General features: G+C 68.0%; 18 protein-coding genes and 1 pseudogene. 12 read left to right on the plus strand and 7 right to left on the minus strand.

Annotated features, from left to right (window positions below):
• Positions 1-188 (plus strand): PhzF family phenazine biosynthesis protein (locus tag VGP60_RS00005; protein ID WP_327545697.1); only part of this gene is annotated, 188 nt, incomplete at its 5' end.
• Positions 189-218: 30 nt separating this feature from the next.
• Here the strand turns inward: VGP60_RS00005 and cobF are convergent.
• The gene (gene cobF, locus VGP60_RS00010) at positions 219-968 is read right to left on the minus strand and encodes a precorrin-6A synthase (deacetylating) (RefSeq protein WP_327545698.1); all 750 of its coding nucleotides are present in this window, start codon (positions 966-968) and stop codon (positions 219-221) included.
• Between the two features lie 26 nt (positions 969-994).
• Positions 995-1,324 carry a cupin gene (locus VGP60_RS00015; RefSeq protein ID WP_327545699.1) on the minus strand — a complete coding sequence of 110 codons (330 nt, stop codon included), beginning with the start codon at positions 1,322-1,324 and terminating at the stop codon, positions 995-997.
• 128 nt (positions 1,325-1,452) lie between these two features.
• Here VGP60_RS00015 and VGP60_RS00020 point away from each other — a divergent pair.
• A pseudogene (locus VGP60_RS00020) lies at positions 1,453-2,310 on the plus strand (alpha/beta hydrolase); the annotation flags it as partial.
• A 57-nt stretch (positions 2,311-2,367) separates the two neighbouring features.
• Here VGP60_RS00020 and VGP60_RS00025 read toward each other — a convergent pair.
• On the minus strand, positions 2,368-2,844 hold the full coding sequence (locus tag VGP60_RS00025) for an Lrp/AsnC family transcriptional regulator (protein WP_327545701.1): 477 nt from the start codon (positions 2,842-2,844) through the stop codon (positions 2,368-2,370).
• Between the two features lie 116 nt (positions 2,845-2,960).
• Between VGP60_RS00025 and pdhA the strand changes: the two genes are divergently transcribed.
• The 5 genes from pdhA to VGP60_RS00050 all read left to right on the plus strand — a co-directional run bounded on the left by pdhA (position 2,961) and on the right by VGP60_RS00050 (position 8,818).
• Positions 2,961-4,061, plus strand: a complete 1,101-nt coding sequence (gene pdhA, locus VGP60_RS00030; protein WP_327545702.1) for a pyruvate dehydrogenase (acetyl-transferring) E1 component subunit alpha — start codon at positions 2,961-2,963, stop codon at positions 4,059-4,061.
• Positions 4,058-5,116 carry an alpha-ketoacid dehydrogenase subunit beta gene (locus VGP60_RS00035; protein ID WP_327545703.1) on the plus strand — a complete coding sequence of 353 codons (1,059 nt, stop codon included), beginning with the start codon at positions 4,058-4,060 and terminating at the stop codon, positions 5,114-5,116. The genes pdhA and VGP60_RS00035 overlap by 4 nt, the downstream gene beginning before the upstream one ends.
• The gene (locus VGP60_RS00040; protein WP_327545704.1) at positions 5,109-6,353 is read left to right on the plus strand and encodes a dihydrolipoamide acetyltransferase family protein; all 1,245 of its coding nucleotides are present in this window, start codon (positions 5,109-5,111) and stop codon (positions 6,351-6,353) included. The genes VGP60_RS00035 and VGP60_RS00040 overlap by 8 nt, the downstream gene beginning before the upstream one ends.
• Before the next feature lie 66 nt (positions 6,354-6,419).
• Entirely contained in the window at positions 6,420-7,628 is a 1,209-nt protein-coding gene (locus VGP60_RS00045; RefSeq protein WP_327545705.1) for a glycosyltransferase 87 family protein, read from the plus strand.
• Positions 7,629-7,678: 50 nt separating this feature from the next.
• Entirely contained in the window at positions 7,679-8,818 is a 1,140-nt protein-coding gene (locus VGP60_RS00050; protein WP_327545706.1) for an acyl-CoA dehydrogenase family protein, read from the plus strand.
• Positions 8,819-9,030: 212 nt separating this feature from the next.
• On the opposite strand, the gene VGP60_RS00055 is transcribed toward VGP60_RS00050, so the two are convergent.
• Complete coding sequence (locus VGP60_RS00055; RefSeq protein WP_327545707.1) at positions 9,031-10,215, minus strand: aminotransferase class V-fold PLP-dependent enzyme; 1,185 nt, start codon at positions 10,213-10,215, stop codon at positions 9,031-9,033.
• Between the two features lie 45 nt (positions 10,216-10,260).
• On the opposite strand from VGP60_RS00055, the gene VGP60_RS00060 reads away from it, so the two are divergent.
• Both VGP60_RS00060 and VGP60_RS00065 read left to right on the plus strand, forming a co-directional pair.
• Entirely contained in the window at positions 10,261-10,881 is a 621-nt protein-coding gene (locus VGP60_RS00060; protein ID WP_327545708.1) for a GntR family transcriptional regulator, read from the plus strand.
• Positions 10,882-10,890: 9 nt separating this feature from the next.
• On the plus strand, positions 10,891-11,649 hold the full coding sequence (locus VGP60_RS00065) for a metallophosphoesterase (RefSeq protein ID WP_327545709.1): 759 nt from the start codon (positions 10,891-10,893) through the stop codon (positions 11,647-11,649).
• On the opposite strand, the gene VGP60_RS00070 is transcribed toward VGP60_RS00065, so the two are convergent.
• Genes VGP60_RS00070 through VGP60_RS00080 form a run of 3 tightly spaced genes read right to left on the minus strand, consistent with a single transcriptional unit; the run spans position 11,642 to position 14,908 of the window.
• Entirely contained in the window at positions 11,642-13,261 is a 1,620-nt protein-coding gene (locus tag VGP60_RS00070) for a CocE/NonD family hydrolase (protein ID WP_327545710.1), read from the minus strand. The two genes, VGP60_RS00065 and VGP60_RS00070, sit on opposite strands and share 8 nt — an antisense overlap.
• Before the next feature lie 19 nt (positions 13,262-13,280).
• Positions 13,281-14,249: an asparaginase gene (locus VGP60_RS00075; RefSeq protein ID WP_327545711.1), complete on the minus strand. Its 969-nt coding sequence runs from the start codon at positions 14,247-14,249 to the stop codon at positions 13,281-13,283.
• Positions 14,246-14,908: a FadR/GntR family transcriptional regulator gene (locus VGP60_RS00080; RefSeq protein WP_327545715.1), complete on the minus strand. Its 663-nt coding sequence runs from the start codon at positions 14,906-14,908 to the stop codon at positions 14,246-14,248. The genes VGP60_RS00075 and VGP60_RS00080 overlap by 4 nt, the downstream gene beginning before the upstream one ends.
• A 368-nt stretch (positions 14,909-15,276) precedes the next feature.
• Here VGP60_RS00080 and dnaE point away from each other — a divergent pair, with 368 nt between their 5' ends.
• From dnaE to VGP60_RS00095, 3 genes are all read left to right on the plus strand, one after another.
• Positions 15,277-18,855, plus strand: coding sequence for a DNA polymerase III subunit alpha (gene dnaE, locus VGP60_RS00085; protein WP_327545712.1), 3,579 nt, complete (start codon positions 15,277-15,279; stop codon positions 18,853-18,855).
• Positions 18,855-20,351 (plus strand): MFS transporter, encoded by a 1,497-nt coding sequence (locus VGP60_RS00090; RefSeq protein WP_327545713.1) that lies wholly within the window; start codon positions 18,855-18,857, stop codon positions 20,349-20,351. The genes dnaE and VGP60_RS00090 overlap by 1 nt, the downstream gene beginning before the upstream one ends.
• A gap of 470 nt (positions 20,352-20,821) precedes the next feature.
• A complete protein-coding gene (locus VGP60_RS00095; RefSeq protein ID WP_414640258.1) occupies positions 20,822-21,976 on the plus strand; it encodes a low temperature requirement protein A in 1,155 nt (384 codons plus the stop codon).
• Positions 21,977-22,277: the final 301 nt, after the last annotated feature.

Raw genomic sequence — 22,277 nt, forward strand, 5'->3', positions numbered from 1 at the left:
AGGACGCCGCGACGGGCGCGGCCGCGGCGGCGTTGGGCGGGTACCTGCGGTCGATCGGCCATACGACGTCGGGCCGGATCACCATCCACCAGGGCAAGGACATGGGACGCCCGAGCGAACTGCTCGTCGACATCGGTGCGGCGCCGGGCATCCGGGTCACCGGCAACGCCGTGGAACTGCCGCACTGAGCCTCGCCATCTGTCGACAGATGGCGATCTCTACGTCCGGCGTAGGAGGTAGGTGTCCATGATCCAGCCCTTGCGTTCGCGGGCCTCGGCTCGCCGGGTGACGATCTCGTCGGCGACGTCGGAAACCTTGCCGGACACCAGGATCTCGTCCGGCGTCCCGAGATAGGCGCCCCAGAAGACGTCCATATCGGGGAATTTCGTGAACGTGTTGTTCGCGTCGAGCATCACCAGGACGTCGTCGGCGTCGGCGGGGAAACCTTCCGCGAGCCGCCGTCCGGTGGTGATCTGGACCGGCTTCCCGATGCGGTTGAACGCGGTGCGATGCTGCGCGGCGAGCACGGAAAGGCTGCTGACACCGGGGATCACGTCGTAACCGAACTCGACGTTCTTCCGCGCGAGCACGGCGTCGACGAGTGTGATCGTGCTGTCGTAGAGGGCAGGGTCGCCCCAGACGAGAAAAGCGCCGCGCTGCCCGTCGGCGAGTTCGTCACGGATCATGCGTTCGTAGACGTCGGTGCGGAGCCGGTGCCAATCGGTGACGGCGGTCTCGTAGTTCGCGGGAGTGCGGTCGCGGTCCGGGTCGCGCGCTTCGACGACCCGGTAGGCCGGTTCCTTCACGTACCGCTCGAGGATCTCTTGCCGCAGGCGCACCAGGTCCTGCTTCTCACTGCCCTTGGTCAGCACGAAGAACACGTCGACTTCGTTGAGCCGGTTGATCGCCTGGACGGTCACGTGCTCGGGGTCGCCCGCGCCGATGCCGATGACGAAGATCTTCCTCACCGGCCCGAGTCTGCCTTGTGGTCTGTTTACGCGAAGCCGCAGCCCGGGTCGGGGGCGTCTTCGGAGAGGGGCGAGCCGGTGGGGTAGACCTCGGAGGTCACGCAGTCGGCGTCGGCGTGCGAAAGGGTGCCGCCCTTGACGTAGGCGTACAGCGTGCCGTCGTGGAAGTGCCAGCCGGTGCTGCCACCGGGCTGGACGACGACCTCGCGGAGGATGTAGTCGGTGTGGCCGACGGTCTTCTGCTTGATGATCGTGCCGGAGACGCCGTAGCCCGGTGTCGCCTCGGCTGTGGAGGGCACCAGCACCGCGCCCAGCATGGTCGTCCCGACGATCGCGGCTTTGAGCCCGTTGCGCATGCCTCTGAGGTTACAACCGCCGAGCGGTGGGAAAAGGTCAAACTTTCTCGCCTCTTCGGGCAGCCGGAAACCGCCCGATCGCGGGGTGTTCCTTGACACACCGCGTGGTTCGCCGCCAATCTGCGGGGATGAGGTTCAAAGCACTCCTGCTCGCGCTGACGTTGCTGTTGAGCGGTTTCTTCGCCACTCCGGCTGTCGCGGCTCAGGACCAGGCCACCATCGTCAGCCGCCAGCAGCTCAGCGAAAGGCTCGTCGAACTCCGCGTCCATTCCGACGCGCTGCACCGGGAAGTCGGCGTTCGGCTGCTCCTGCCCGAGGACTGGGCGAAATTCCCGCACCGTGACTGGCCGACGCTGTACCTCCTGCACGGCTGCTGCGACGGCGACAACGGCTACCGCTCATGGACCGACCAGACCGATGTCGCCGCGTTCACCGCGAACACGAACGCGCTCATCGTGATGCCCGAAGGCGGCACGGTCGGTTTCTACTCGAACTGGTACGACCGCAGTGTCGACTGGGAAACCTTCCACCTCACCGAGCTGCGCCGGCTCCTGCAGAAGGAGTTCCGCTCCGGCGGGCAGCGTGCGGTGGCCGGGCTTTCCATGGGCGGGTTCGGTGCTTTCTCCTACGCGGCAAGGCATCCCGGTTTCTTCCAGGCCGCGGCTTCCTACAGCGGCGTGGTGGACACGACCTACGGCGGCTCGCTGACCACCGACGTGCTCCAGAACTTCCTCACCGGCGCCGGTTTCGACAAGAACGCGCTGTGGGGCGACCCGGTCGCACAGGCCGACGTCTGGGCTAAGTACAACCCGTACGACCAGGCGCGGCGCCTGCGCGGCACTCAGCTCTTCCTGGCTTCCGGCAACGGCCGGCCCGGCCCGCTCGACCCGCCGGGAGCGGGACCGGACCAGCTCGAGCAGGTGCTCGGTACCCAGGCCGCCGGGATGACCGAGCGCCTGCACCGGCTCGGCATCCGCGTCACCACCGATCTCTACGGACCCGGCACGCACACCTGGCCGTACTGGGAACGCGAACTGCACAAGTCATTCCCGATGCTGATGCGTTCGATCGGTGTGGCCGTCTAACGGGCCCAGTTCGTCGAGAATGAGCACGGTGTGGCTCGAGGTCACGTCGGGCATGGTCTGCAACCGGTTGAGGACGAGGTCGCGCATCTGCTGCGCGTCACTGGCGCGCACGAGCAGCACCAGGTCGTTCTCGCCGGAGACCAGCGCGGCGTGCCACACCTCGGGGATCTCCATGACGCGCCGCCGCACGGCCTTCCACGAGTGCTGGCTGACCTTGAGATAGACGTACGCCGAGATGCCGTAGCCGTACTTCTCCGGATCGATCACCGCGCTGTACCCGGTGATGACGCCGTCGCCGTGCAGCCGCTCCACCCGTGAGTAGGCGCTCGCGCGTGAGATGTGGAGCCGTTCGGCGAGCGAGCGCATCGACAGCCGTCCGTCGGCGCGGAGCTCCTCGACGATGCGCCGGTCGGTTTCGTCAAGATTCGCGGTCATCTGGCCCACGATACGGTCGTTTCCGGGCCAAACGTCTACAGGAGCGAGCAAGAACTAGAAAAACGGCTTCGTCGCGGAGAACGATCGGCGCCAAGAACCGGCGGCCAGGAGGACCCATGACGATCACCAGCCTGCCCCTGCGACGTGAGCTGCTCCCATCCGAAACACCCCTGGCCCTGCTGAACGCTGACGGCACGCCGACCTCCGGCTCGCCGCTGACGATGCCGCCCGACGACGTGCTGCTCGACCTGCACCGCCGCATGGTGCTCGGCCGCCGTTTCGACACCCAGGCCACCGCGCTCACCAAGCAGGGCCGCCTCGCCGTCTATCCGTCTTCGCGTGGCCAGGAGGCCTGCGAGGTCGGTGCCGTCGTCGCGCTGCGCGAGCAGGACTGGCTTTTCCCGACCTACCGCGACTCGGTCGCGCTGGTGACCCGCGGCGTCGACCCGATCGAGACGCTGACGCTGCTCCAGGGCGGCTGGCACCTCGGCTACGACCCGTACGAGCTCCGCGTCGGCCCGCAGTGCACCCCGCTCGCGACGAACACGCTGCACGCCGTCGGTGTCGCGCACGCGGCCCGGTACAAGGGCGAGGACAGCGTCTCGCTCGTCCTGCTCGGCGACGGCGCGACCAGCGAGGGCGACACCCATGAGGCGCTCAACTTCGCCGGGGTGTGGCAGGCGCCGGTGGTGTTCCTGGTGCAGAACAACGGCTACGCGATCAGCGTCCCGATGAGCAAGCAGAACGTCGCGCCTTCGCTGGCGCACAAGGGAATCGGCTACGGCGTGCCGTCGCTGCTGGTCGACGGGAACGACCCGGCGGCGGTGTACGCGGCCGTGCGCGATTCTGTCGAAACAGCCCGAGCAGGCGGCGGCCCGACGCTGATCGAGGCGATCACCTATCGCGTCGAGGCCCACACCAACGCCGACGACGCGAACCGCTACCGCGACGCCGACGAGGTCGCGTCCTGGCTCGGCCGCGATCCGCTCGACCGCTTGGAGACCTACCTGACCAGCCGTGGCCTGCTCGACGACGCCCGCCGCGCCGCCGTTCTCGAGGAGGCCGAGGCCTTCGCCGCGTCCGTCCGCGACGGGATGAACGCCGAGGTCGACGTCGATCCGATGGACCTGTTCAAGCACGTGTACGCCGAGCCCACCGCCAATCTGCGCGAGCAGGCGGCGATGCTGGCCGCGGAGATCGCCGGGGAAAACGCATGACGACTTTGGAACGCCCCCGCTTGGAACGCGTGGAGCAGCTCTCGATGTCCGCCGCGCTGAACCGCGCGATGGCGGACGCGCTCGAAGCCGACGAGCGCGTGCTCGTCTTCGGTGAGGACGTCGGCCCGCTGGGCGGCGTCTTCCGCGTCACCGATGGCCTGGCCGCGCGCTTCGGCGAGCGCCGCGTCTTCGACACCCCGCTCGCCGAGTCCGGCATCGTCGGCACCGCGATCGGGATGGCGATGAACGGCCTGCGCCCGGTCGTCGAAATGCAGTTCGACGCCTTCGCGTACCCGGCGTTCGAGCAGATCACCAGCCATCTCGCCAAGCTGCGCAACCGTTCGCGCGGCCGGATCGAACTGCCCGTGGTCATCCGGATCCCTTACGGCGGCGGGATCGGCGGCGTCGAGCACCACTGCGATTCCTCCGAGGCCTACTACACGCACACCGCCGGGCTGCGCGTCGTCACGCCGGGAACGCCGGCGGACGCCTACGACCTCCTGCGCGACGCCATCGACTCACCGGATCCGGTGATCTTCCTCGAACCGAAGCGGCGCTACTGGTCCAAGGGCGACGTTTCCTTCGACCGCACCGCGGCGCCGATGGACCGCGCTGTCGTGCGGCGGACCGGCGCCGACGTCACGCTGATCGCCTACGGCCCGATGGTCGCGACCGCGATGGAGACCGCCGAGGCGGCCACCGAAGAAGGCTGGGACGTCGAGGTCGTCGATCTGCGCAGCCTTTCGCCGTTCGACGACGAGACCGTCGCGGCATCCGTGCGGCGCACCGGCCGGGCCGTCGTGGTGCACGAGGCGTCCGGTTTCGGCGGCTATGGCGCCGAGGTCGCCGCTCGGCTGATGGAGCGCTGCTTCCATCACCTGCACGCGCCGATCCTGCGCGTCACCGGGCTCGACATTCCTTACCCCGCACCGAAACTGGAGGAGTACCACCTGCCGAACGTCGACCGGATCCTCGACGCGATCGCGCGTTTGCAGTGGGACGACGAGGTTGACGGGGTTGACGGGGTTGTCCTTGGAGGTGGCCACGGTGCCTGACTTCCTGCTGCCGGACCTCGGCGAGGGCCTGACCGAGGCCGAGATCGTGCACTGGCTGGTGTCGGTCGGGGACACCATCGTGATCGACCAGCCCGTGGTCGAAGTCGAGACGGCCAAGGCTTCCGTCGAGGTGCCGTCGCCGTATGCCGGTGTCGTCACCGGGCTGCACGGCAAGCCGGGAGAGGCGCTGCAGGTCGGTGCGCCACTGGTGACCGTCGGCGCGGCGACCGGATTTGTCGAACCCGGTGTGGTCACCGCGGAACGCGTCGAGGAGGGCAGCGGCAACGTCCTGATCGGCTACGGCACGTCGACCACCACCCGGCGCAAGCGCGGTTCGCGACGGCGTCCGGCGAACAGTTCTCCTGTCACCGCACCGGTTTCCGCACCGGTTTCCGCGAAGACAGCGGTCATCTCACCGCTGGTCCGGCGGCTGGCGCGGGAGCACGGCCTCGACCTCACCCGTGTGCCGGGAAGCGGTCCACAAGGGATAGTCCGCCGCTGTGATGTCGATAAAGCGATCGCCGAGGTGGCCGTGGCTCGGCCCGTGACCCAGCCCGCGGGCACCCGGATTCCGTTGAAGGGCCTGCGAAAGACCGTCGCCGACAAGCTTTCCCTGTCCCGCCGGGAAATCCCGGAGGCCACCGTCTGGGTGGACGTCGACGCGACCGGGCTGCTGGCCGCTCGAGCCGCACTAAACGCTGCCGGCCCGAAGGTGAGCCTGCTCGCGCTGATCGCCAGATTCACCGTGCTGGGCTTGAAGAAGTTCCCCGAGTTGAACTCGCGGGTGGAGCGGGACGAGATCGTCCTGCTCGACGAGGTCAACCTCGGTTTCGCGGCGCAGACCGACCGCGGGCTGATGGTCCCGGTCGTGCGCGACACGCAGCACCTCAACACCCGGGAACTCTCGAAAGCGTTGGCGGACAAGACCTCGGCCGCCCGCGACGGCAAGCTCACCCCGGCGGACCTGACCGGCGGCACGTTCACCGTCAACAACTACGGCGTGTTCGGTGTGGACGGTTCGGCGGCGATCATCAACCACCCGGAGGCCGCGATCCTCGGCGTCGGGCGGATCATCGATCGGCCATGGGTGGTCGACGGCCAGGTCGTCGCCCGCAAGGTCTGCGAGTTGACGCTCGCCTTCGACCACCGCGTCTGCGACGGCGGCACCGCGGGCGGCTTCCTCCGGTTCATCGCCGACTGTGTCGAATCCCCCATTACCTCCCTTGGTGATCTTTAGCCACGCATGATCGCTAACCTGGTTCGCGGGGAGTCGCGAACAGGGGGAATCGTGCGGGGACGCTGGGTGGGTTGGGTCGTGCTGTGCCTGGTGGCGGCCGGATATCTGCTTCGAGGGGTGCTGGCGCTGCTGAACCACCTCCCCGAAGCCGGGGACACGGCGGTCTACCAGGCGGGCGCGGCGGCTTTGCTGAACGGTCATCCGCTGTACGACACCGATTTCCTGCCCGGTGAGCCGTCGTACGCGCAGCTGCCGTTCACCTACGCGCCCTTCGCGGCGATCTTCTTCCTCCCGCTGATCCCGTTCCCGCTGCAGCTCGCGTGGGGACTGCTGAACGCGTTGTCGGTGCTGGCCATGGGCCTGGTCGCGTACTTCGTGCTCCGCAAGGTCGCGCGCCGCCCGGCGTGGCTGGTGCCGGAGTGGGGCGCGGCCGCGGTCGCCGTGGTGATGCTGCTGACCGAGCCCGTCGGGTCGACGCTCGGGTACGGCCAGGTCAACCTGCTGCTGATGGCGATGGTCGTGGTCGACGTCCTGGTCGTCTGCGGGGCTTCCGGGAAACTCGGCCGCTTCGGCGGCGTGCTGATCGGGGTCGCGGCCGCCATCAAGCTGACGCCGTTGATCTTCGTCGTGCATCTGGTCCTGACCGGCCGCAAGACCGAGGCCGCCCGCGCCGCGGCGACGTTCGCCGGGCTGCAGGGGCTGATGCTGCTCATCTCCCCGCACGACACGCTGCGCTTCTGGACCCACACCGTCTTCGACTCCTCGCGCATCGGGCCGACCCAGTGGTCGTACAACCAGTCGCTCAGCAGTCTCGTGCGACGGCTGTCGGACATGGCCTGGTGGTCGCAACCGGCGGCCTACGCGATGGGCGCGGTGCTCGCGATCGGCGCGTACGGGCTGGTCCGCCGGTTCCACGCGCTCGACAGGCCGATTCACGCCTTGCTGGTCACGGCGTTCCTCGCGCTGCTGGTCAGCCCGGTTTCCTGGCTGCACCACTGGGTGTGGATCGTCCCGCTCGGCGCGTTGCTGCTGGCCGAAGCGTTCTCCGGCAACAGGTTCGCGCAGGTCCTCCTGCCGCTGACGGTGGTGCTCTTCACCCAGGTCCCGATGCATTCGATGTCGCCCGGCGAGAACGGCGAGGCGGCGCTGAACCCGTTGACCTTCGTCCTCAGCAACGAGTACGTGTTCTTCCCGATCCTGGCCGGGATGGCGGTTTTCCTGCTGCAACGGCGTTCCACGCGGGTCCGGGCCGCCGAGTACGAAGTCGCGGCATAAGCTCCCCCGCGTGACGTAAGCGGCCGCCGAGCAGGGTATGGAGACCGGACATGGACGCCGAAGACTTCGGACAGGTGCTCGCCGCGGTACGCGAGTTCATTCGCAAAGAGGTCGTCCCGCGGGAGGCCTGGATCGACGAGAACGACGAGATTCCCGCCGAGATCCGTGAAAAGGCCGCCGGGCTGGGCCTGTTCGGCTGGGCGTTGCCGGAGGAGTTCGGCGGGCTCGGCCTGAAGATGTCCGAGGACGTGCAGCTCGCCGTCGAACTCGGCTACACGACTCCGGCGTTCCGTTCTTTGTTCGGCACCAACAACGGCATCGCCGGGCAGGCGATCGTCAACTACGGCCGTCCCGGGCAGCGTGAAGAGTGGCTGCCGAAGCTTGCCGCCGGTGAGGTGATCGCTTCGTTCGCGCTCACCGAAACCGAAGCCGGCTCCGATCCCAGCGGGCTCGCCAGCAAGGCGGTTTCGGACGGCGACGCGTACGTCCTCAGCGGCACCAAGCGGTTCATCACCAACGCGCCGCTCGCGGACGTCTTCGTCGTGTTCGCCAGGACGGACCCGGAAGCCGTTGGCAGCAAAGGGATTTCGGCGTTGCTCGTGCCCGCAGGCCTGCCTGGCATCACCGTCGGACCGCACGACCCGAAGATGGGCCAGAGCGGCGCGTGGACGTCCGAGGTCTACTTCGACGACGTGCGCGTGCCGCACGACGCGCTGATCGGCGCCGAGGGCGAGGGCTTCCGGATCGCGATGGCTTCGCTGGCCAGGGGCAGGCTGCACATCGCGGCGGTCTGCGTCGGGATGGCCGAACGGGCGCTGGAGGAAGCCGTCGAACACGCCCGCGTCACCAAGCAGGGCGGGAAGCCGATCGGCGGCTACCAGCTGGTGCAGGCGTTGCTCGCGGAGTCGTACGCCGAGCTCTACGCCGGACGTTCGATGGTGCGCGAAGCTGCGGCCGCGTACGACTCGGGGGAGGACCGCAAACTCGGGCCGTCGGCGGCGAAACTGTTCTGCACGGAGATGCTCGGCCGGGTCGCCGATCGCGCGGTGCAGGTGTTCGGCGGGATGGGCTACATGCGCGGCGTCACCGTCGAGCGCATCTACCGCGACGCGCGGCTGTTCCGGATCTACGAGGGCACGAGCGAGATCCAGAAGCTGGTCATCGCGCGGCAGCTGCTCGATCCCCGCTAGTGCTCAACCTTTTGCGACACCCGGCCGTACTTCCGGTTGTGAATTTTCCTCTCAGGCTCGGTGTCGGTGCGGCGATCGCGACGGCCGCCTTCTTCGGAACCGCACAGTTCGCCTCCGCCGCGCCCACCAAGCTGACCCAGGTCGGCTGACCCCGTGGGGTCGTGAGTGCGTAACAGTGTTAGAACACTGTTACGCACTCACGACCCACCCGCTCAGCCGCCGCTTACCACCGCACAGAGCCTGCTCACTTCGTCTTCGGTGTTGTAGTAGTGGACCGACGCCCGCACCAGCTCCGGCAGATCCCGCCCGGTGAAGTCGTACTGCGCCGACTCCCTGGACAGCGTGCTCACATTGATCCCCGCGTCGGCGAGCCGCGTCTTGACCCTCGCGGTGCTCTGCCCGGCGACGCTGAACGACACGAGCCCGCACTGCCGCGCGCCCTGGTCGTGCACGGTGACGCCGTCGAGTTTCCGCAGTTCCGTCCGCAGCAGCGCGGCCAGCGCCACGACCCGCTGCTCGATCGCGGGCAGGCCCCAAGAAAGCGCGTAGTCGACAGCCGCACCCAGACCGGCCACCAGCGCGCCGGAGCGTTCCCACAACTCGTACCGCTTCGCCGTCGGATCCACTTCGTAGGTCTCCGGCGAGGTCCAGACCGCCGAGTGCAGGTCGAGCATCGCGGGTTCGAAGCGCGCGCGGAATCTCGGGTGCACGTAAAGGAAACCGGTGCCGCGCGGGCCGCGCAGGTACTTCCGGCCGGTGCCGCTCAGCGCGTCGCACCTGATCCGCCGGACGTCGAGGTCGAGCTGCCCGGCCGACTGGCACGCGTCGAGCAGGAACGGGATCCCGGCCGCCTCCGCGACGGCCCCGATCTCCTCCGCCGGGTTGACCAGGCCGCCCTGGGTCGGCACATGCGTGACGGCGATCAGCTTGACGTCGCCGTCGATCCGGCGTTTCAGGTCTTCGACGTCCAGTTGCCCGCTTTCGTCGTCGTCGACCACCTCGACGAGCGCGCCGGTCTTCTTCGCGATCTGCAGGTAGGAGATGGCGTTGCTGGCGTACTCCGAACGGCAGGTCAAGATCTTGTCGCCGGCCTGGAACGGGATGGCGTAGAAGATCGCCTGCCAGCTGCGGGTGGCGCTGTCGGTGATCGCGATGTCATCGGCGTCGGCGCCCAGCAGCCTGGCGATGGACGAGTACACCGCGGCGAACTTGCCAATCGAGGCGGCCGCGGTCTCGTAGCCGCCGTTCAGTGCTTCGTCCCGCACGTAGTCGATCACCGCGTCGGTCACCACCTGCGGCGGCAGTGCCGAGCCCGCATTGTTGAAGTGCGCCAACCGGGCGCATCCCGGGGTCTCGTCCCTGGCCCGCCGGATGTCCGTGTCCTGGAAAGTCGCCATACAAACTGAATACAGTAGGATCCAAGTGTATGCAATGGGAGGGACATGGCCAAGGGATTGCTGCGGCGCGATCTGACCGACGCCGTCATCGGCCGCGTGCTGGACGGCAGGCTGCCGGCGGACACCCGGGTGAACGAAGTGCATCTCGCCAAAGAACTGGGCGTCAGCCGGACGCCGTTGCGCGAGGCGTTGATCAGCTTGGTCGACCGCGGGCTGATGGTTTCCCAGCCGGGGCGCGGATTTCTCGTGCCGCCGCTGGACCCCGTCGAGGCGAGCCGGCTGTATCCGCTGGTCGCGGAGCTCGAAGCGCTCGCCCTGCGCTGGTCCCCGCTCCAGGATCTGATCGGGCTCAGCGACGGCCTGGACCGGATCGCCGACGAGATGACCGCCGCGCTCGAGACCGGCGGCGATCAGTCCGCTTTGGACGATCGATGGCACAGACTGTTGTTGTCCCGCACCGCGAATCCCCATCTGCTGCGTCTGCTGGAGCAGACCAAGCCACTGCTCAAACGCTACGACCTGCTGTATTTCGGCGGCGCCGAGCGCGCGCTGCGGAGCATCGACGAGCACCGCCTGATCGCGTCGGCGATCCGCGCGGGGGACCTGGCCGAGGCGACTCGGGTGCTGGTCCGGAACTGGGTGAAGACGCCCGCGTATTTCGGGTAAGGGGAACTCATGATCGTGGTGGCACATCTCAGCGACATCCATCTGGACGGCGGCGAGCGCAGTGCCGCCCGCGCCCGGAAAGTGCTGGCGTATCTGAACAACGCGCCCGGCCCGATCGACGCCGTCCTGGTGACCGGGGACATCGCCGACCACGGCGAGCTCGGTGAGTACCAGCTCGCGCGCGAGATCCTGAAGTCGCGGTACCCGGTTTTCGACTGTCCCGGCAACCACGACAAGCGCGCCGCGTACCGGGAAGGCCTGCTTGGTCAGCCGCCCGCCGACGGGCCGATCAACCAGCTGCACGAGGTCGCGGGCGCGGTGTTCGCAATGTGCGATTCGAGCGTTCCCGGGCGCCCGCAAGGGTTTCTCGACGACGAGACGATCGAATGGCTCGACGGCGTGCTCGCGGGGTCCGAGACGCCCGCGTTCGTCTGCTTCCACCATCCGCCGGTCGACCTGGGCATTCCGGCTGTCGACGTCATCCGCCAGCACAGCGAAGGGCGGCTCGCCGCGGTGATCGAACGGCATCCGCGGGTCGTCGCCCTGCTGTGCGGGCACACGCACACGGCCGCCGCGACGACGTTCGCCGGGCGGCCACTGGTGATGGCGCCCGGCGTCGTGTCGACGTCGCTCCTGCCGTTCGAGCCGCTCGGGCAGCGGTCATGGGACGAGGGCGGCGCGCTCGACCTCGGCGGGCCGCCCTCGCTCGCTTTCCACGTGCTGCACGACGACCGCCGCCTGACCACGCACTATCGGGTGGTCAGCTGAAGACGGGCAGCGAAACCCGCGACGGGTGCGCGGCGTCGTGGAAGACCTCGAAGTGACAGGGAGTCGTGGTCACGGCGTCGGCGGTGGGTTCGCCGGTGCCGTGGTTGCGGCCGAACCGCGGGAACGCCCCGCCGCTGACCTGCACGCGCAGCCGGTGCCCGCGCCGGAACCGGTACGCCGTCGGATCGAGTTCGATCTCGGCCGCGACGATCCCGTCGGCGTCGGCCACCGCGTCTCCGGTTCGCAGCCGCAGGATCCCTTCGGTGACGTTGAGCGAAACCCCGGCGCGGTCCACGTCGCACAGCCGTACGAAAACGTCGGCGTATTCAGTGGACGTGCGGACGTGGATCGTCGCCGAGATCTCGCCGATGACGTCGAGATCGCGCGCCAGCGGTTCGCCGGTGTAGACGAGCACGTCTCCGCGGGCTTCGACGGGCTGGTTGTCCTGTTGCTTCGCCTTTCCCGTCAGCAGCGGGCCACCGACCGACGGCGTCGGATCCGCCGGGTCGTAGGTGAACTCGTCGGGCGCGGAATCCTTCGACTCCGTCTCGTCGAGCCTGCCGATGGCCTGCAGGTAAACCGGCCGCGGCTTGGACTCCGGTGGCCACTGCTCAAAGTCCAGCCAGCGGTTCGCGCCCTGCAGGAAAAGCCGCACCGGCGACTGGTTCAGCAGCGTGCTGTCGCCGAGCAGGTGGGCCGCCAGCCAGGACGCCTGGTCGCTGATCATCGGCTTGAAGCTCGCCGGTTCACCGTGGCTCCACGGCCCGATCGTGATCCGTGTCCGGCGCCCGGCCGCGCTGAGCGTCTTGAAATCACGCAGCTGCGAGGGCAGGAACAGGTCGTACCAGCCGGTGACCATGCTCGTCGGCGTGGTCAGATCGGCGATCGTCGCGCTGTGGTCGGTCGGCGCCCAGAACTCCGCCGATTCGGCGTTGCCGGTGACATCGCCGAGGAACCGCACGGACTTGCCGATCGCGGCGACGTCCGCGGTGCGCACCGGGAGATGTGACATCGCGAGCCGGGTCCGCTTCTGCTGACGCGGGTTCGGCAGCGCGGCGAACCTGTTCTCCTGGGTGCCGATCAGCGCCGACCACGACAGCATGTTGTCCAGGCCGAGCGCCCCGCCGGGATAGAACGAGGTGACGAATTCCGACGCGGTGATGCCGAGGCACATCGCTTCGAGCGGCGGCTCGACGTACGGCGCGATCGCCCACTGCGTGTGCCCGAGATAGCTCGCGCCGGCCATGGCTATCCGGCCGTCGCACCACGGCTGCTCGCGCAGCCAGGCGACGGTCGCCAGGCCGTCGTCCTTCTCCTGGTGGAACGGCCAGAACTCGCCGCCAGAACCGAAAGTGCCGCGCACGCTCTGCATGACGACCTGCAGGCCGCGGCGGGCGAACGTCGGGCCGAACAGGTTGCCCAGCGGTCCGCCGCGGCCGTACGGGGTCCGGACCAGCACGACCGGCAGCGGCTCGTCACCGGGCGGGCGGTAGCGGTCGGCGAGCAGCTTCACGCCGTCCGGCATCGGGATCGCCATGTCCTTGGTGACCACCGGCTTCGGCACTTCCGCGGCGGGAAGTCCCAGCACCCTGTCGACGAGTCGTTCCAGCACGCGCGGCCACCTCTCGGGGTTAACGGTCGATAACGGCGAGGCTACTCGCGTTTTCGAGCTCGCCGACGACACGAAGCCCGTCGAGACCGGTGGTTCCAGCGAACGGGTCAAGCAGTTCCGGATCGACCCCGGCCAGTGCGAGCGCGGCGGCCGCGACCGGCATCCGGGCCCGGTCGGAGCCGTCCGAAATCTTGACGCCGATGGCCGTCCCGTCCGGCAGCGCGGCGACCTGGACGGCTTCGAAACCGTCCTTCGCGAGCAGCCCGGGGACGGCCCTGGCCAGGCGCGTGACGTCCCGGCGGCTGCCGCCGACCATCTCCGGATGGGTGCGCATCGCCGGGGCTATGACGCTGTCCGGTGCTTGTGCGATGCGGCCGATCGCGGTGGTCAGGCCTTTCAGCGACACGGCGAAGAGCGGCGTGCCGCAGCCGTCGACGGCGACATGCGCGGGCGTCTGGCCGGTCAGCTCCGCGACGGTGTCGGCGATCGCCCGCTGCAAGGGATGCGCGGGGTCCATGTAGTCCGTCAACGACCAGCCGTGCCGCGCGGAGGTCGCGAGCATCGCGGAATGCTTGCCCGAGCAGTTGTGCGCGAGCCTGCTCGGCGCGCGTCCGGCGGCGACCCACGCGTCCCGCTCGACCGGGTCGTACGGGAAGTCCGCGGGGTTGCGCAGGTCGCGCTCGGTGAGCCCGGCGGTGTCCAGGATGCGTTGCGCGCCAACGAGATGTAACTCCTCGCCGGAGTGGCTCGCCGCGCTCAACGCCAGCAGCTCCGGCGGGAGCTCCAAGCCGAGCCGGGCCATCGCCGTCGCCTGGATCGGTTTGGCGGCCGATCGCGGATAGAACGCCGCGTCGAGGTCACCGGCCTGGAACAGCACCGTCCCGTCGGGCGCGACCACGACCACGGAGCCGTAGTGGACGCCCTCGACCAGGCCGTCGCGCAGGAGGTGGACTAGCGGGGCATGCCGGGGGACACGCGTTTCGATCACTGTGCCCGCTCCGTCTTGGTCTGGCTCACGATGGTGGTGAGGGCGGTTTCGACGTGATCGAGATGTGCGGACATCGCCGCGACGGCCTCGTGCTCGGAGCCGTCGGCGATGGCGGTGAGGATCCGGCGATGCTCGTTGTCGGAGCGCTCGCGGCGGTCGCCGAGCTGGTTGAGGAACGACGACTGCTTCGCGAGCGCGTCTCGGATCTCTTCGATGACCTTGCCGAAGACCGGGTTGCCGGAGGCCTGGGCGACGGTGATGTGGAAGAGGGAGTCGAGGGCTACCCAGGCGGTGTTGTCGGTTTCCCGGTGCATGCGCTCGAGGAGGTGTGCCAGGAGGTCCAGGTCGTCGGCGGTGCGTCTTCGGGCGGCGTATCCGGCCGCGGGGATTTCCACGTGACGGCGGACTTCGAACAGGTCCCTGGCCGAGTACGGGCCGAAGATGGGGTTCTCGGCCGGGCCGGTGGCGGTGACGAACGTGCCTTTGCCGGTTTTGGACTCGGTGAGGCCCAGCGCTTGGAGGCCGCGCAGGGCTTCTCGGATCACTGAGCGGCTGACTTCGAGTTCTTCGCTGAGCGCTGTCTCCGACGGCAGCTTGTCGCCGACCTCGTAGGTGCCGCTCTCGATGGCGGTGCGGAGGTGGGCCAGCACGGCCTCCATCGCGCTGACGCGCCGGAGAGGAGGGATGGCTGTCCGGCTGTCAGACAGGTTCATGGCTTCCACGATGCTTGGCCGTATGGGGACTGTCAATGTGACGTCGGCTGGGTGCGTGGCTCGTGAGTGGCTACGAGTGTTCTAACACTTGTCGCCACTCACGAGGGGTGCTGGGTGGGACCTGCTCGCGTTGGGTGAAGTTGGTCGCACTTGCCGGTCGGGCGATCGTGACGGCGCGTCGGTGGTGGTGTTGGGCGCCGCTCGGAGGGAAGATGACGCGGGCGCCCCGAGCGGTCCGTTCGCGGCGCGAGGACTACGGTGGTGGACCCGGGCAGCGCGTCGCCGCACGGACGGATTCGGGGAGGTTTTCGCTGGTGTCGAAGGATTCTTTCGTCCACCTGCACGTTCACACCGAGTACTCGATGCTCGATGGTGCGGCGAAGATAGCCCCTCTTTTCAAAGAGGCGGCGCGCCTGGGCATGCCCGCGGTCGGCATGACCGACCACGGCAACATGTACGGCGCCGACGAGTTCTACCAGCAGGCCGTGAAGCACGAGCTCAAGCCGATCATCGGCGTCGAGGCGTACATCGCGCCGGAGAGCCGCTTCCACAAGAAGCCCGTCTTCTGGGGACAGTCCAACCAGCGTGGCTCCGACGAGCTGGGCGAGGGCGGTGACGTCTCCGGTGCCGGTGCGTACACCCACATGACGATGCTCGCCGGCAACTCCACCGGCTTGCGGAACCTCTTCAAGCTCACCTCGTTGGCCAGCATCCAGGGCTACTACCGCAAGCCCCGGATGGACCGCGAGCTCATCGCGGAGAACCACGACGGCATCATCGCCACCACCGGCTGCCCCTCCGGTGAGGTCCAGACCCGCCTGCGCCTCGGCCAGGCTGAAGCCGCCATGCAGGCCGCGTCGGACTACAAGGACATCTTCGGCGGCGAGAACTTCTTCCTCGAGCTGATGGACCACGGCCTGCCGATCGAGCGGTCCGTGCGCGAGGGCCTGCTGAAGATCGGCAAACAGCTCGACCTCCGCCCCATCGCCACGAACGACTCGCACTACGTCACCCAGGACCAGGCCGACTCGCACGCCGCGCTGCTGTGCGTCCAGGCCGGCAAGACGCTCAACGACCCGAACCGCTTCAAGTTCGACGGCGACGGCTACTACCTCAAGTCGTCCGACGAGATGCGCCAGTACTGGGACGCCGAGGTCCCCGGCGCGGCGGACAACACGCTGCTGATCGCCGAGCGCGTCGAGTCCTACAAAGAGGTGTACTCGCACAAGGACCGGATGCCGGTCTACGTCGTGCCCGACGGCTACGACCAGGGCACCTGGCTGCGTGCCGAGGTGCAGAAGGGCCTCGACTGGCGCTTCCCCGGCGGCGCCCCCGATGGCTACGCCGAGCGCATCGCCTACGAGCTCGACGTCATCATCCAAAAGGGTTTCCCGGCGTACTTCCTCGTCGTCGCCGACCTCATCAGCTACGCCCGCAGCGTCGGCATCCGCGTCGGCCCCGGCCGTGGGTCGGCGGCAGGATCGCTGGTCGCGTACGTCCTCGGTATCACCAACCTGGACCCGATCCCGCAGAAACTGCTGTTCGAGCGGTTCCTGAACCCCGAGCGCGCGTCCATGCCCGATATCGACATCGACTTCGACGACCGGCGGCGTGGCGAGATGATCCGCTACGCCACCGAGAAGTACGGCGCGGACCGCGTCGCGCAGGTGATCACCTTCGGCACCATTAAGACCAAGGCCGCCATCAAGGACGCCGCGCGCGTCCAGTACGGCCAGCCCGGGTACGCCATCGCCGACAAGATCTCCAAGGCACTGCCCCCGCCGATCATGGCGAAGGACATCCCGCTGTCCGGCATCGTCAACCCGCAGCACGAGCGGTACGGCGAGGCCGCCGAGGTCCGCGCGCTGGTCGAATCCGACCAAGAGGTCGCGACGATCTTCAACACCGCCCGCGGTCTCGAGGGCCTGATCCGCAACGCCGGCGTCCACGCCTGCGCGGTCATCATGTCCAGCGAGCCGCTGATGGACGCCATCCCGCTCTGGCAGCGTGACGACGGCTCGATCATCACCGGCTGGGACTACCCGTCGTGCGAGAACATCGGCCTGTTGAAGATGGACTTCCTCGGGCTGCGGAACCTCACCGTCATCGGCGACGCGATCGACAACATCAAGACCAACCGCGGCGAGGACATCGACCTCGACCGGCTGGGTGTCGAAGACCCGGAGACCTACAAACTGCTCGGCCGCGGTGACACGCTCGGCGTGTTCCAGCTGGACGGTGGCCCCATGCGGGACCTCCTGCGGCGCATGCAGCCGACCGTGTTCGACGACATCGTGGCCGTGGGCGCGCTGTACCGCCCCGGCCCGATGGGCATGAACGCGCACAACGACTACGCCGACCGTAAGAACAACAAGCAGAAGGTCAGCCCGATCCACCCGCAGCTCGAAGAACCGCTGCGCGAGATCCTCGGCGACACCTACGGCCTGATCGTCTACCAGGAGCAGATCATGCTCATCGGTCAGGAGGTCGCCGGCTACTCGATGGGCCGCGCCGACGTCCTGCGCCGGGCCATGGGTAAGAAGAAGAAGGAAGTCCTCGACCAGGAGTACGAGGGTTTCCACGCCGGTATGCGCGCGAGCGAGCGGATCCCCGGCGGCTTCTCGGACGAAGCGGTCAAGGCGCTGTGGGACACGATCCTCCCGTTCGCCGGGTACGCGTTCAACAAGAGTCACGCCGCCGCGTACGGCCTGATCTCCTACTGGACGGCGTACCTCAAGGCGAACTACACCCCGGAGTACATGGCCGCGCTGCTCACCTCGGTCGGTGACAACAAGGACAAGTCGGCCATCTACCTCTCCGAGTGCCGCCGCCTCGGCATCAAGGTGCTGCCGCCGGACGTCAACGAGTCGACACTGCGGTTCGCCGCCGTCGGGAACGACATCCGCTTCGGCATGGGCGCGGTCCGCAACGTCGGCGGCAACGTCGTCGAGTCGATCATGAAGAGCCGTGACGACAAGGGTAAGTACTCTTCGTTCACCGACTTCCTCGACAAGTCCGAGCTCGTGGCCTGCAACAAACGGGTCATCGAGTCGCTGATCAAGGCCGGCGGTTTCGACTCGCTCGGCTCTTCCCGGCTTTCGATGATCCAGGTGCACGAGGACGCGGTGGAAGCCGTGGTCCCGCTCAAGCGCCAGCAGGCGATGGGCCAGTTCGACCTCTTCGGTTCGAGCGACGACGCCGAAATCGCCGAGTCCTCGTCCCCGCTCGCGCATCTCAAGTTCGGGGAGGAGGAGTACCCGCGCAAGCAGCTCCTCGCCTACGAGCGGGAGATGCTGGGTCTCTACGTTTCCGCGCACCCGCTGGACGGCGCCGAGCGCATCCTGCGCAAGCACGCGCCGAGGCCGATCGCCGCGATCATCAACGACCCGCCGAAGGAAGGCGAGGTGGTGATCTCCGGGTTGATCACCTCGCTCGAACGCCGGGTCACCAAGAAGGGCGATCCCTGGGCGATCTGCACGGTCGAGGACATGGACGCCTCCCTCGAGGTGCTGTTCTTCCCGAAGTCCTACTCGATGTTCAACGCCGAGCTCATCGAGGACAACGCGGTGCTGGTCAAGGGCCGGGTGAACTGGCGCGAGGACAAGATGTCGATCTTCGGCGGCGGGCTGGTCACGCTCGACCTGTCCGAAGTCGGCGTCGGCGGGGAAGAGCCGCCACTGGTGCTGCTCGCGGCGGCGGAGAAGGTCGACCAGTCCGTGGTCAGCGAGCTGAAGTCGACGCTGCTGGCGCACAAGGGCGACACCCCGGTGCATCTGAAGCTCGTCGGCAAGAAGCGCCAGACACTCTTCGCGCTCTACGACTACCCCGTGCGGGTCAGCTCCGGCCTGATCGGCGAACTGAAGGGCATCCCGGGGATCACGGCCAACACCTGATGACCGTGCCGCCGGACTTCGTGCCGGATCCCCGGCGCTGGAAGGCGCTCGCGGTCACCCTGACGGCCGGCTTCATGAGCCTGCTCGACGTCAGCATCGTGAACACCGCGCTGCCGTCGATGCAGCGCGACCTCAACGCGACCAACGGCGGGATCCAGTGGGTCGTGTCGGGGTACGCGCTGGCTTTCGGGCTGGTGCTGGTCTCCGGCGGGCGGCTCGGTGACGCTCTCGGCAGGCGCCGCATGTTCCTCATCGCGCTGGCCGCGTTCGTCCTGACCAGCGCGCTGGCCGGGGCGGCGCCCAACGAGACGATGCTGGTGATCGCCCGGCTCGCGCAGGGTGTCGCGGCCGGCATGCTGACCCCGCAGAACACCGGGCTGATCCAGGACCTGTTCCGCGGCCCGGAGCGCGGCAAGGCGTTCGGGATGTTCGGCGCGGTGGTCGGGATCTCCACCGCCGTCGGGCCGGTGCTGGGCGGGGTCATCCTCGCGGTGTTCGGCGATCCGAACGGCTGGCGCTGGGTGTTCTACGTGAACGTGCCGATCGGGGTGGTGGCGTTCGGGCTCGCGCTCAAGCTGCTGCCGAAAGCGCCACGGCTCCGGCGGAAACTGCGCAACGAGATCGACTTCGCCGGGGTGGTCCTGCTCGCGCTCGCGGTGCTGGGCGTGTTGCTCCCCTTGATCCAGTCGGAGCAGGGCGGACTCGCCAAGCTGTGGTGGCTCTTCGTGCTCGCGGTGGTTTTCGGCGTCGCGTTCGTCTATTGGGAACGCCGGATGGTGCGCCTGGGCCGGCCGCCACTGCTCGACATCAGGCTGTTCACCGAGACACCCGGCTACGCGCCCGGCGCGACGGTGGGCGCGATCTACTTCTGCGGGTTCGCCGGGATCTGGCTGGTGTTCGCGATCTTCTTCCAGCAGGGCCTCGGTTACACGCCACTGCAGTCGGGTCTTTCGGTGACGGCGTTCGCGATCGGCTCGTCGGTGTCGGCGGCTGTCGCGGGCCGACTGGTGGGGCGCTGGGGACGGCGTCTCACCGTGACGGGGCTGATCCTGGTCGCCGTCGGCCTGCTGACGGTCGCGTTCCTCGTCGGGAAGGTGCCCGCGGACTCCGCCGGGCTCGCCATCGCGCTGCCGCTGCTCGTCGCCGGGATCGGTGGCGGGATGGTCATTTCGCCGAACACGACGCTCACGCTGGAGTGTGTGCCGAACCGCTTGGCCGGGGTCGCCGGCGGCGCTTTGCAGACCGGCCAGCGCATCGGCACGGCCATCGGGACGGCGGTGCTCGCGTCGGTGTTCCACGCGGTCGTGACATCGTCGGGCGGGCAGTACCAGAAGGCGTTGTCGGTGGCGATGATCTGCTCGGCCGGGCTGACGCTGATCGCGCTCGCGGTGGCGCTCGCGGAGCTGCTCCGGCGGAAGCGCCGTGCCGAGCTTTCGGAGACAGAGCGTGGCGACCGCGCGGCCGAAATCTCGTCCGCCGACGTGCATCGCAGCTGACTCAAGGCGAATCGGGCACTACCCACCGCGACCGGCGGATGCTCCATCCGAGTGATGTGGGTCGAACGGCCCTAGTGCTACTCAGAGCAACCAGGTAGACCTTATGGGGCCTTCGTTGAGCGTAGTTCGCTACCGAAAGTGGCATTCCGGTTCGAGACTCGGGGATGGGGTCAACGGCCGGTTCGACAGCGAAGATCCATTATCCGTAGGTTCGGATACTTCCTGTCACCTCTCAGCAAGTGTCGTCGGCGTCCGCGGGGGACCGTTCGGCGATGGCTGGGGCGCGCCACCGGTAGTAGTGGCCTCGACGTCGGCGCGAGGCTCAGATGGGCCCGGGCGAGGGGGAACCGGGTCCATCTGAGCGCTCGCAGCTTCGCGCGTCGCGCTCGCCGACCGGCCGGGATCATGCTGGGATACCGGCTATGCCCCAAGATCTCCCCGGTAACCGGATACGCGTGTGGTACCGCCCGATGGTCTCGCGAGACAGCGGCGAGTCGCATCGCGCGTCGACGCCGCTGGAGCTGCTCTTCGACCTCTGTTTCGTCGTCGCCGTCGCCCAGGCCGCGGTGGAGTTGCACCACGCGCTGACGGAGAACCACATCGGCAGCGGCCTGCTCAGTTTCGCGATGGTGTTCTACGCGATCTGGTGGGGCTGGCTGAACTTCACCTGGTTCGCCTCCGCGTTCGACACCGACGACGTGCCGTACCGGCTGGCGACCTTCGTGCAGATCGCCGGGGCCCTGGTGGTCGCGGCGGGTGTGTCGCAGGCGTTCAACGGCGACTTCACGGTCATCGTCATCGGGTACGTGCTCATGCGGCTCGCGATGGTCGGCCAGTGGCTGCGTGCCGCGCGGGGTGACTCCGCGATCCGGAAGACCGCGCTGCGGTACGCGACCGGTATCGCCGTCGTGCAGGTGCTGTGGATCGCCAGACTGCTCCTGCCGGACTCGCTGGGACTGGTGAGCTTCTTCGTGCTCGCGATCCTCGAGACGTCCGTCCCGCCGATCGCGGAACGTGCCGGTACGACCGCGTGGCACCCGGAGCACATCGCCGAGCGGTACGGGCTCTTCACGATCATCGTGCTCGGCGAGTCGATCCTGAGCGCGACGATGGCGATCAAGGAGGGCATGACCGACGGTGAGCACATCGGCGCGCTCGCGTCGCTGGCCGGCGCGGGGCTGGTGATCGTGTTCGGGATGTGGTGGCTCTACTTCGGCCAGCCCGGTCACACGCGGATCACCCGCCGGCCGGGCATGCGGACCTCACTCAGCTGGGGCTACGGGCACTACCTGATCTTCGCGTCGGCCGCCGCTGTCGGCGCCGGCCTGGAAGTCGCCGTCGACTACGACACCGATGCCACGCACCTGAGCGGGATCGTCGCCGCGTTGCCGACGACGGTCGCGGTCGCCGTGTTCCTGCTGAGCGTCTGGCTGCTCCATATCGGGCCGACGAATGAGTGCCGGCCGATCGCGATCGGCTTTCCGGTCGCCGCCGTACTCGTTCTCGCCGCTTCGTTCACGCCGGCGCCGATCCACGTGACCGCGGTTCTGGTCGTCGGGTTGGTCGTGACGACCGTGCTCGCGACTCGCGCCTCATCCGGTCGAAACGCGGTAAATGGGGTTTGACCTGCGCGAATGCGGTTAAGGGACCCCCCTGTTTTCGGTCGTTTCGACCCGTGTAATGTTTTGCAAGTCGCCAGGGAAACCGAAACGACAAAGGCCAGACCGAGGACACGAACCAAGCTCTCAGACTTTCTCTGATTGAGTGGGTGTCTCTGGATTTGCCAAAAACTTGCTAAGGAATAACTGCTTCGGATAAGGCCGCTTTCGGGTGGCGCGATCCGTGGCGTGTTGCTTGAGAACTCAACAGTGTGCTAGTGAACTAAGCCAGTAGAGCTTATGTATAAAGTAACCTCGTAATGAGGTT

Origin of the sequence: Amycolatopsis sp., assembly GCF_036008905.1 — a bacterium.
In the GTDB taxonomy this organism is placed as follows: Bacteria; Actinomycetota; Actinomycetes; order Mycobacteriales; family Pseudonocardiaceae; genus Amycolatopsis.

Coding starts and splice junctions, on each gene's coding strand:
- VGP60_RS00015 (WP_327545699.1), bottom strand. CDS start 1,324: ATGCGCAACGGGCTCAAAGCCGCGATCGTCGGGACGACCATGCTGGGC.
- VGP60_RS00025 (WP_327545701.1), bottom strand. CDS start 2,844: ATGACCGCGAATCTTGACGAAACCGACCGGCGCATCGTCGAGGAGCTC.
- pdhA (WP_327545702.1), top strand. CDS start 2,961: ATGACGATCACCAGCCTGCCCCTGCGACGTGAGCTGCTCCCATCCGAA.
- VGP60_RS00035 (WP_327545703.1), top strand. CDS start 4,058: ATGACGACTTTGGAACGCCCCCGCTTGGAACGCGTGGAGCAGCTCTCG.
- VGP60_RS00050 (WP_327545706.1), top strand. CDS start 7,679: ATGGACGCCGAAGACTTCGGACAGGTGCTCGCCGCGGTACGCGAGTTC.
- VGP60_RS00055 (WP_327545707.1), bottom strand. CDS start 10,215: ATGGCGACTTTCCAGGACACGGACATCCGGCGGGCCAGGGACGAGACC.
- VGP60_RS00060 (WP_327545708.1), top strand. CDS start 10,261: ATGGCCAAGGGATTGCTGCGGCGCGATCTGACCGACGCCGTCATCGGC.
- VGP60_RS00065 (WP_327545709.1), top strand. CDS start 10,891: ATGATCGTGGTGGCACATCTCAGCGACATCCATCTGGACGGCGGCGAG.
- VGP60_RS00080 (WP_327545715.1), bottom strand. CDS start 14,908: ATGGAGGCCGTGCTGGCCCACCTCCGCACCGCCATCGAGAGCGGCACC.
- VGP60_RS00090 (WP_327545713.1), top strand. CDS start 18,855: ATGACCGTGCCGCCGGACTTCGTGCCGGATCCCCGGCGCTGGAAGGCG.
- VGP60_RS00095 (WP_414640258.1), top strand. CDS start 20,822: ATGGTCTCGCGAGACAGCGGCGAGTCGCATCGCGCGTCGACGCCGCTG.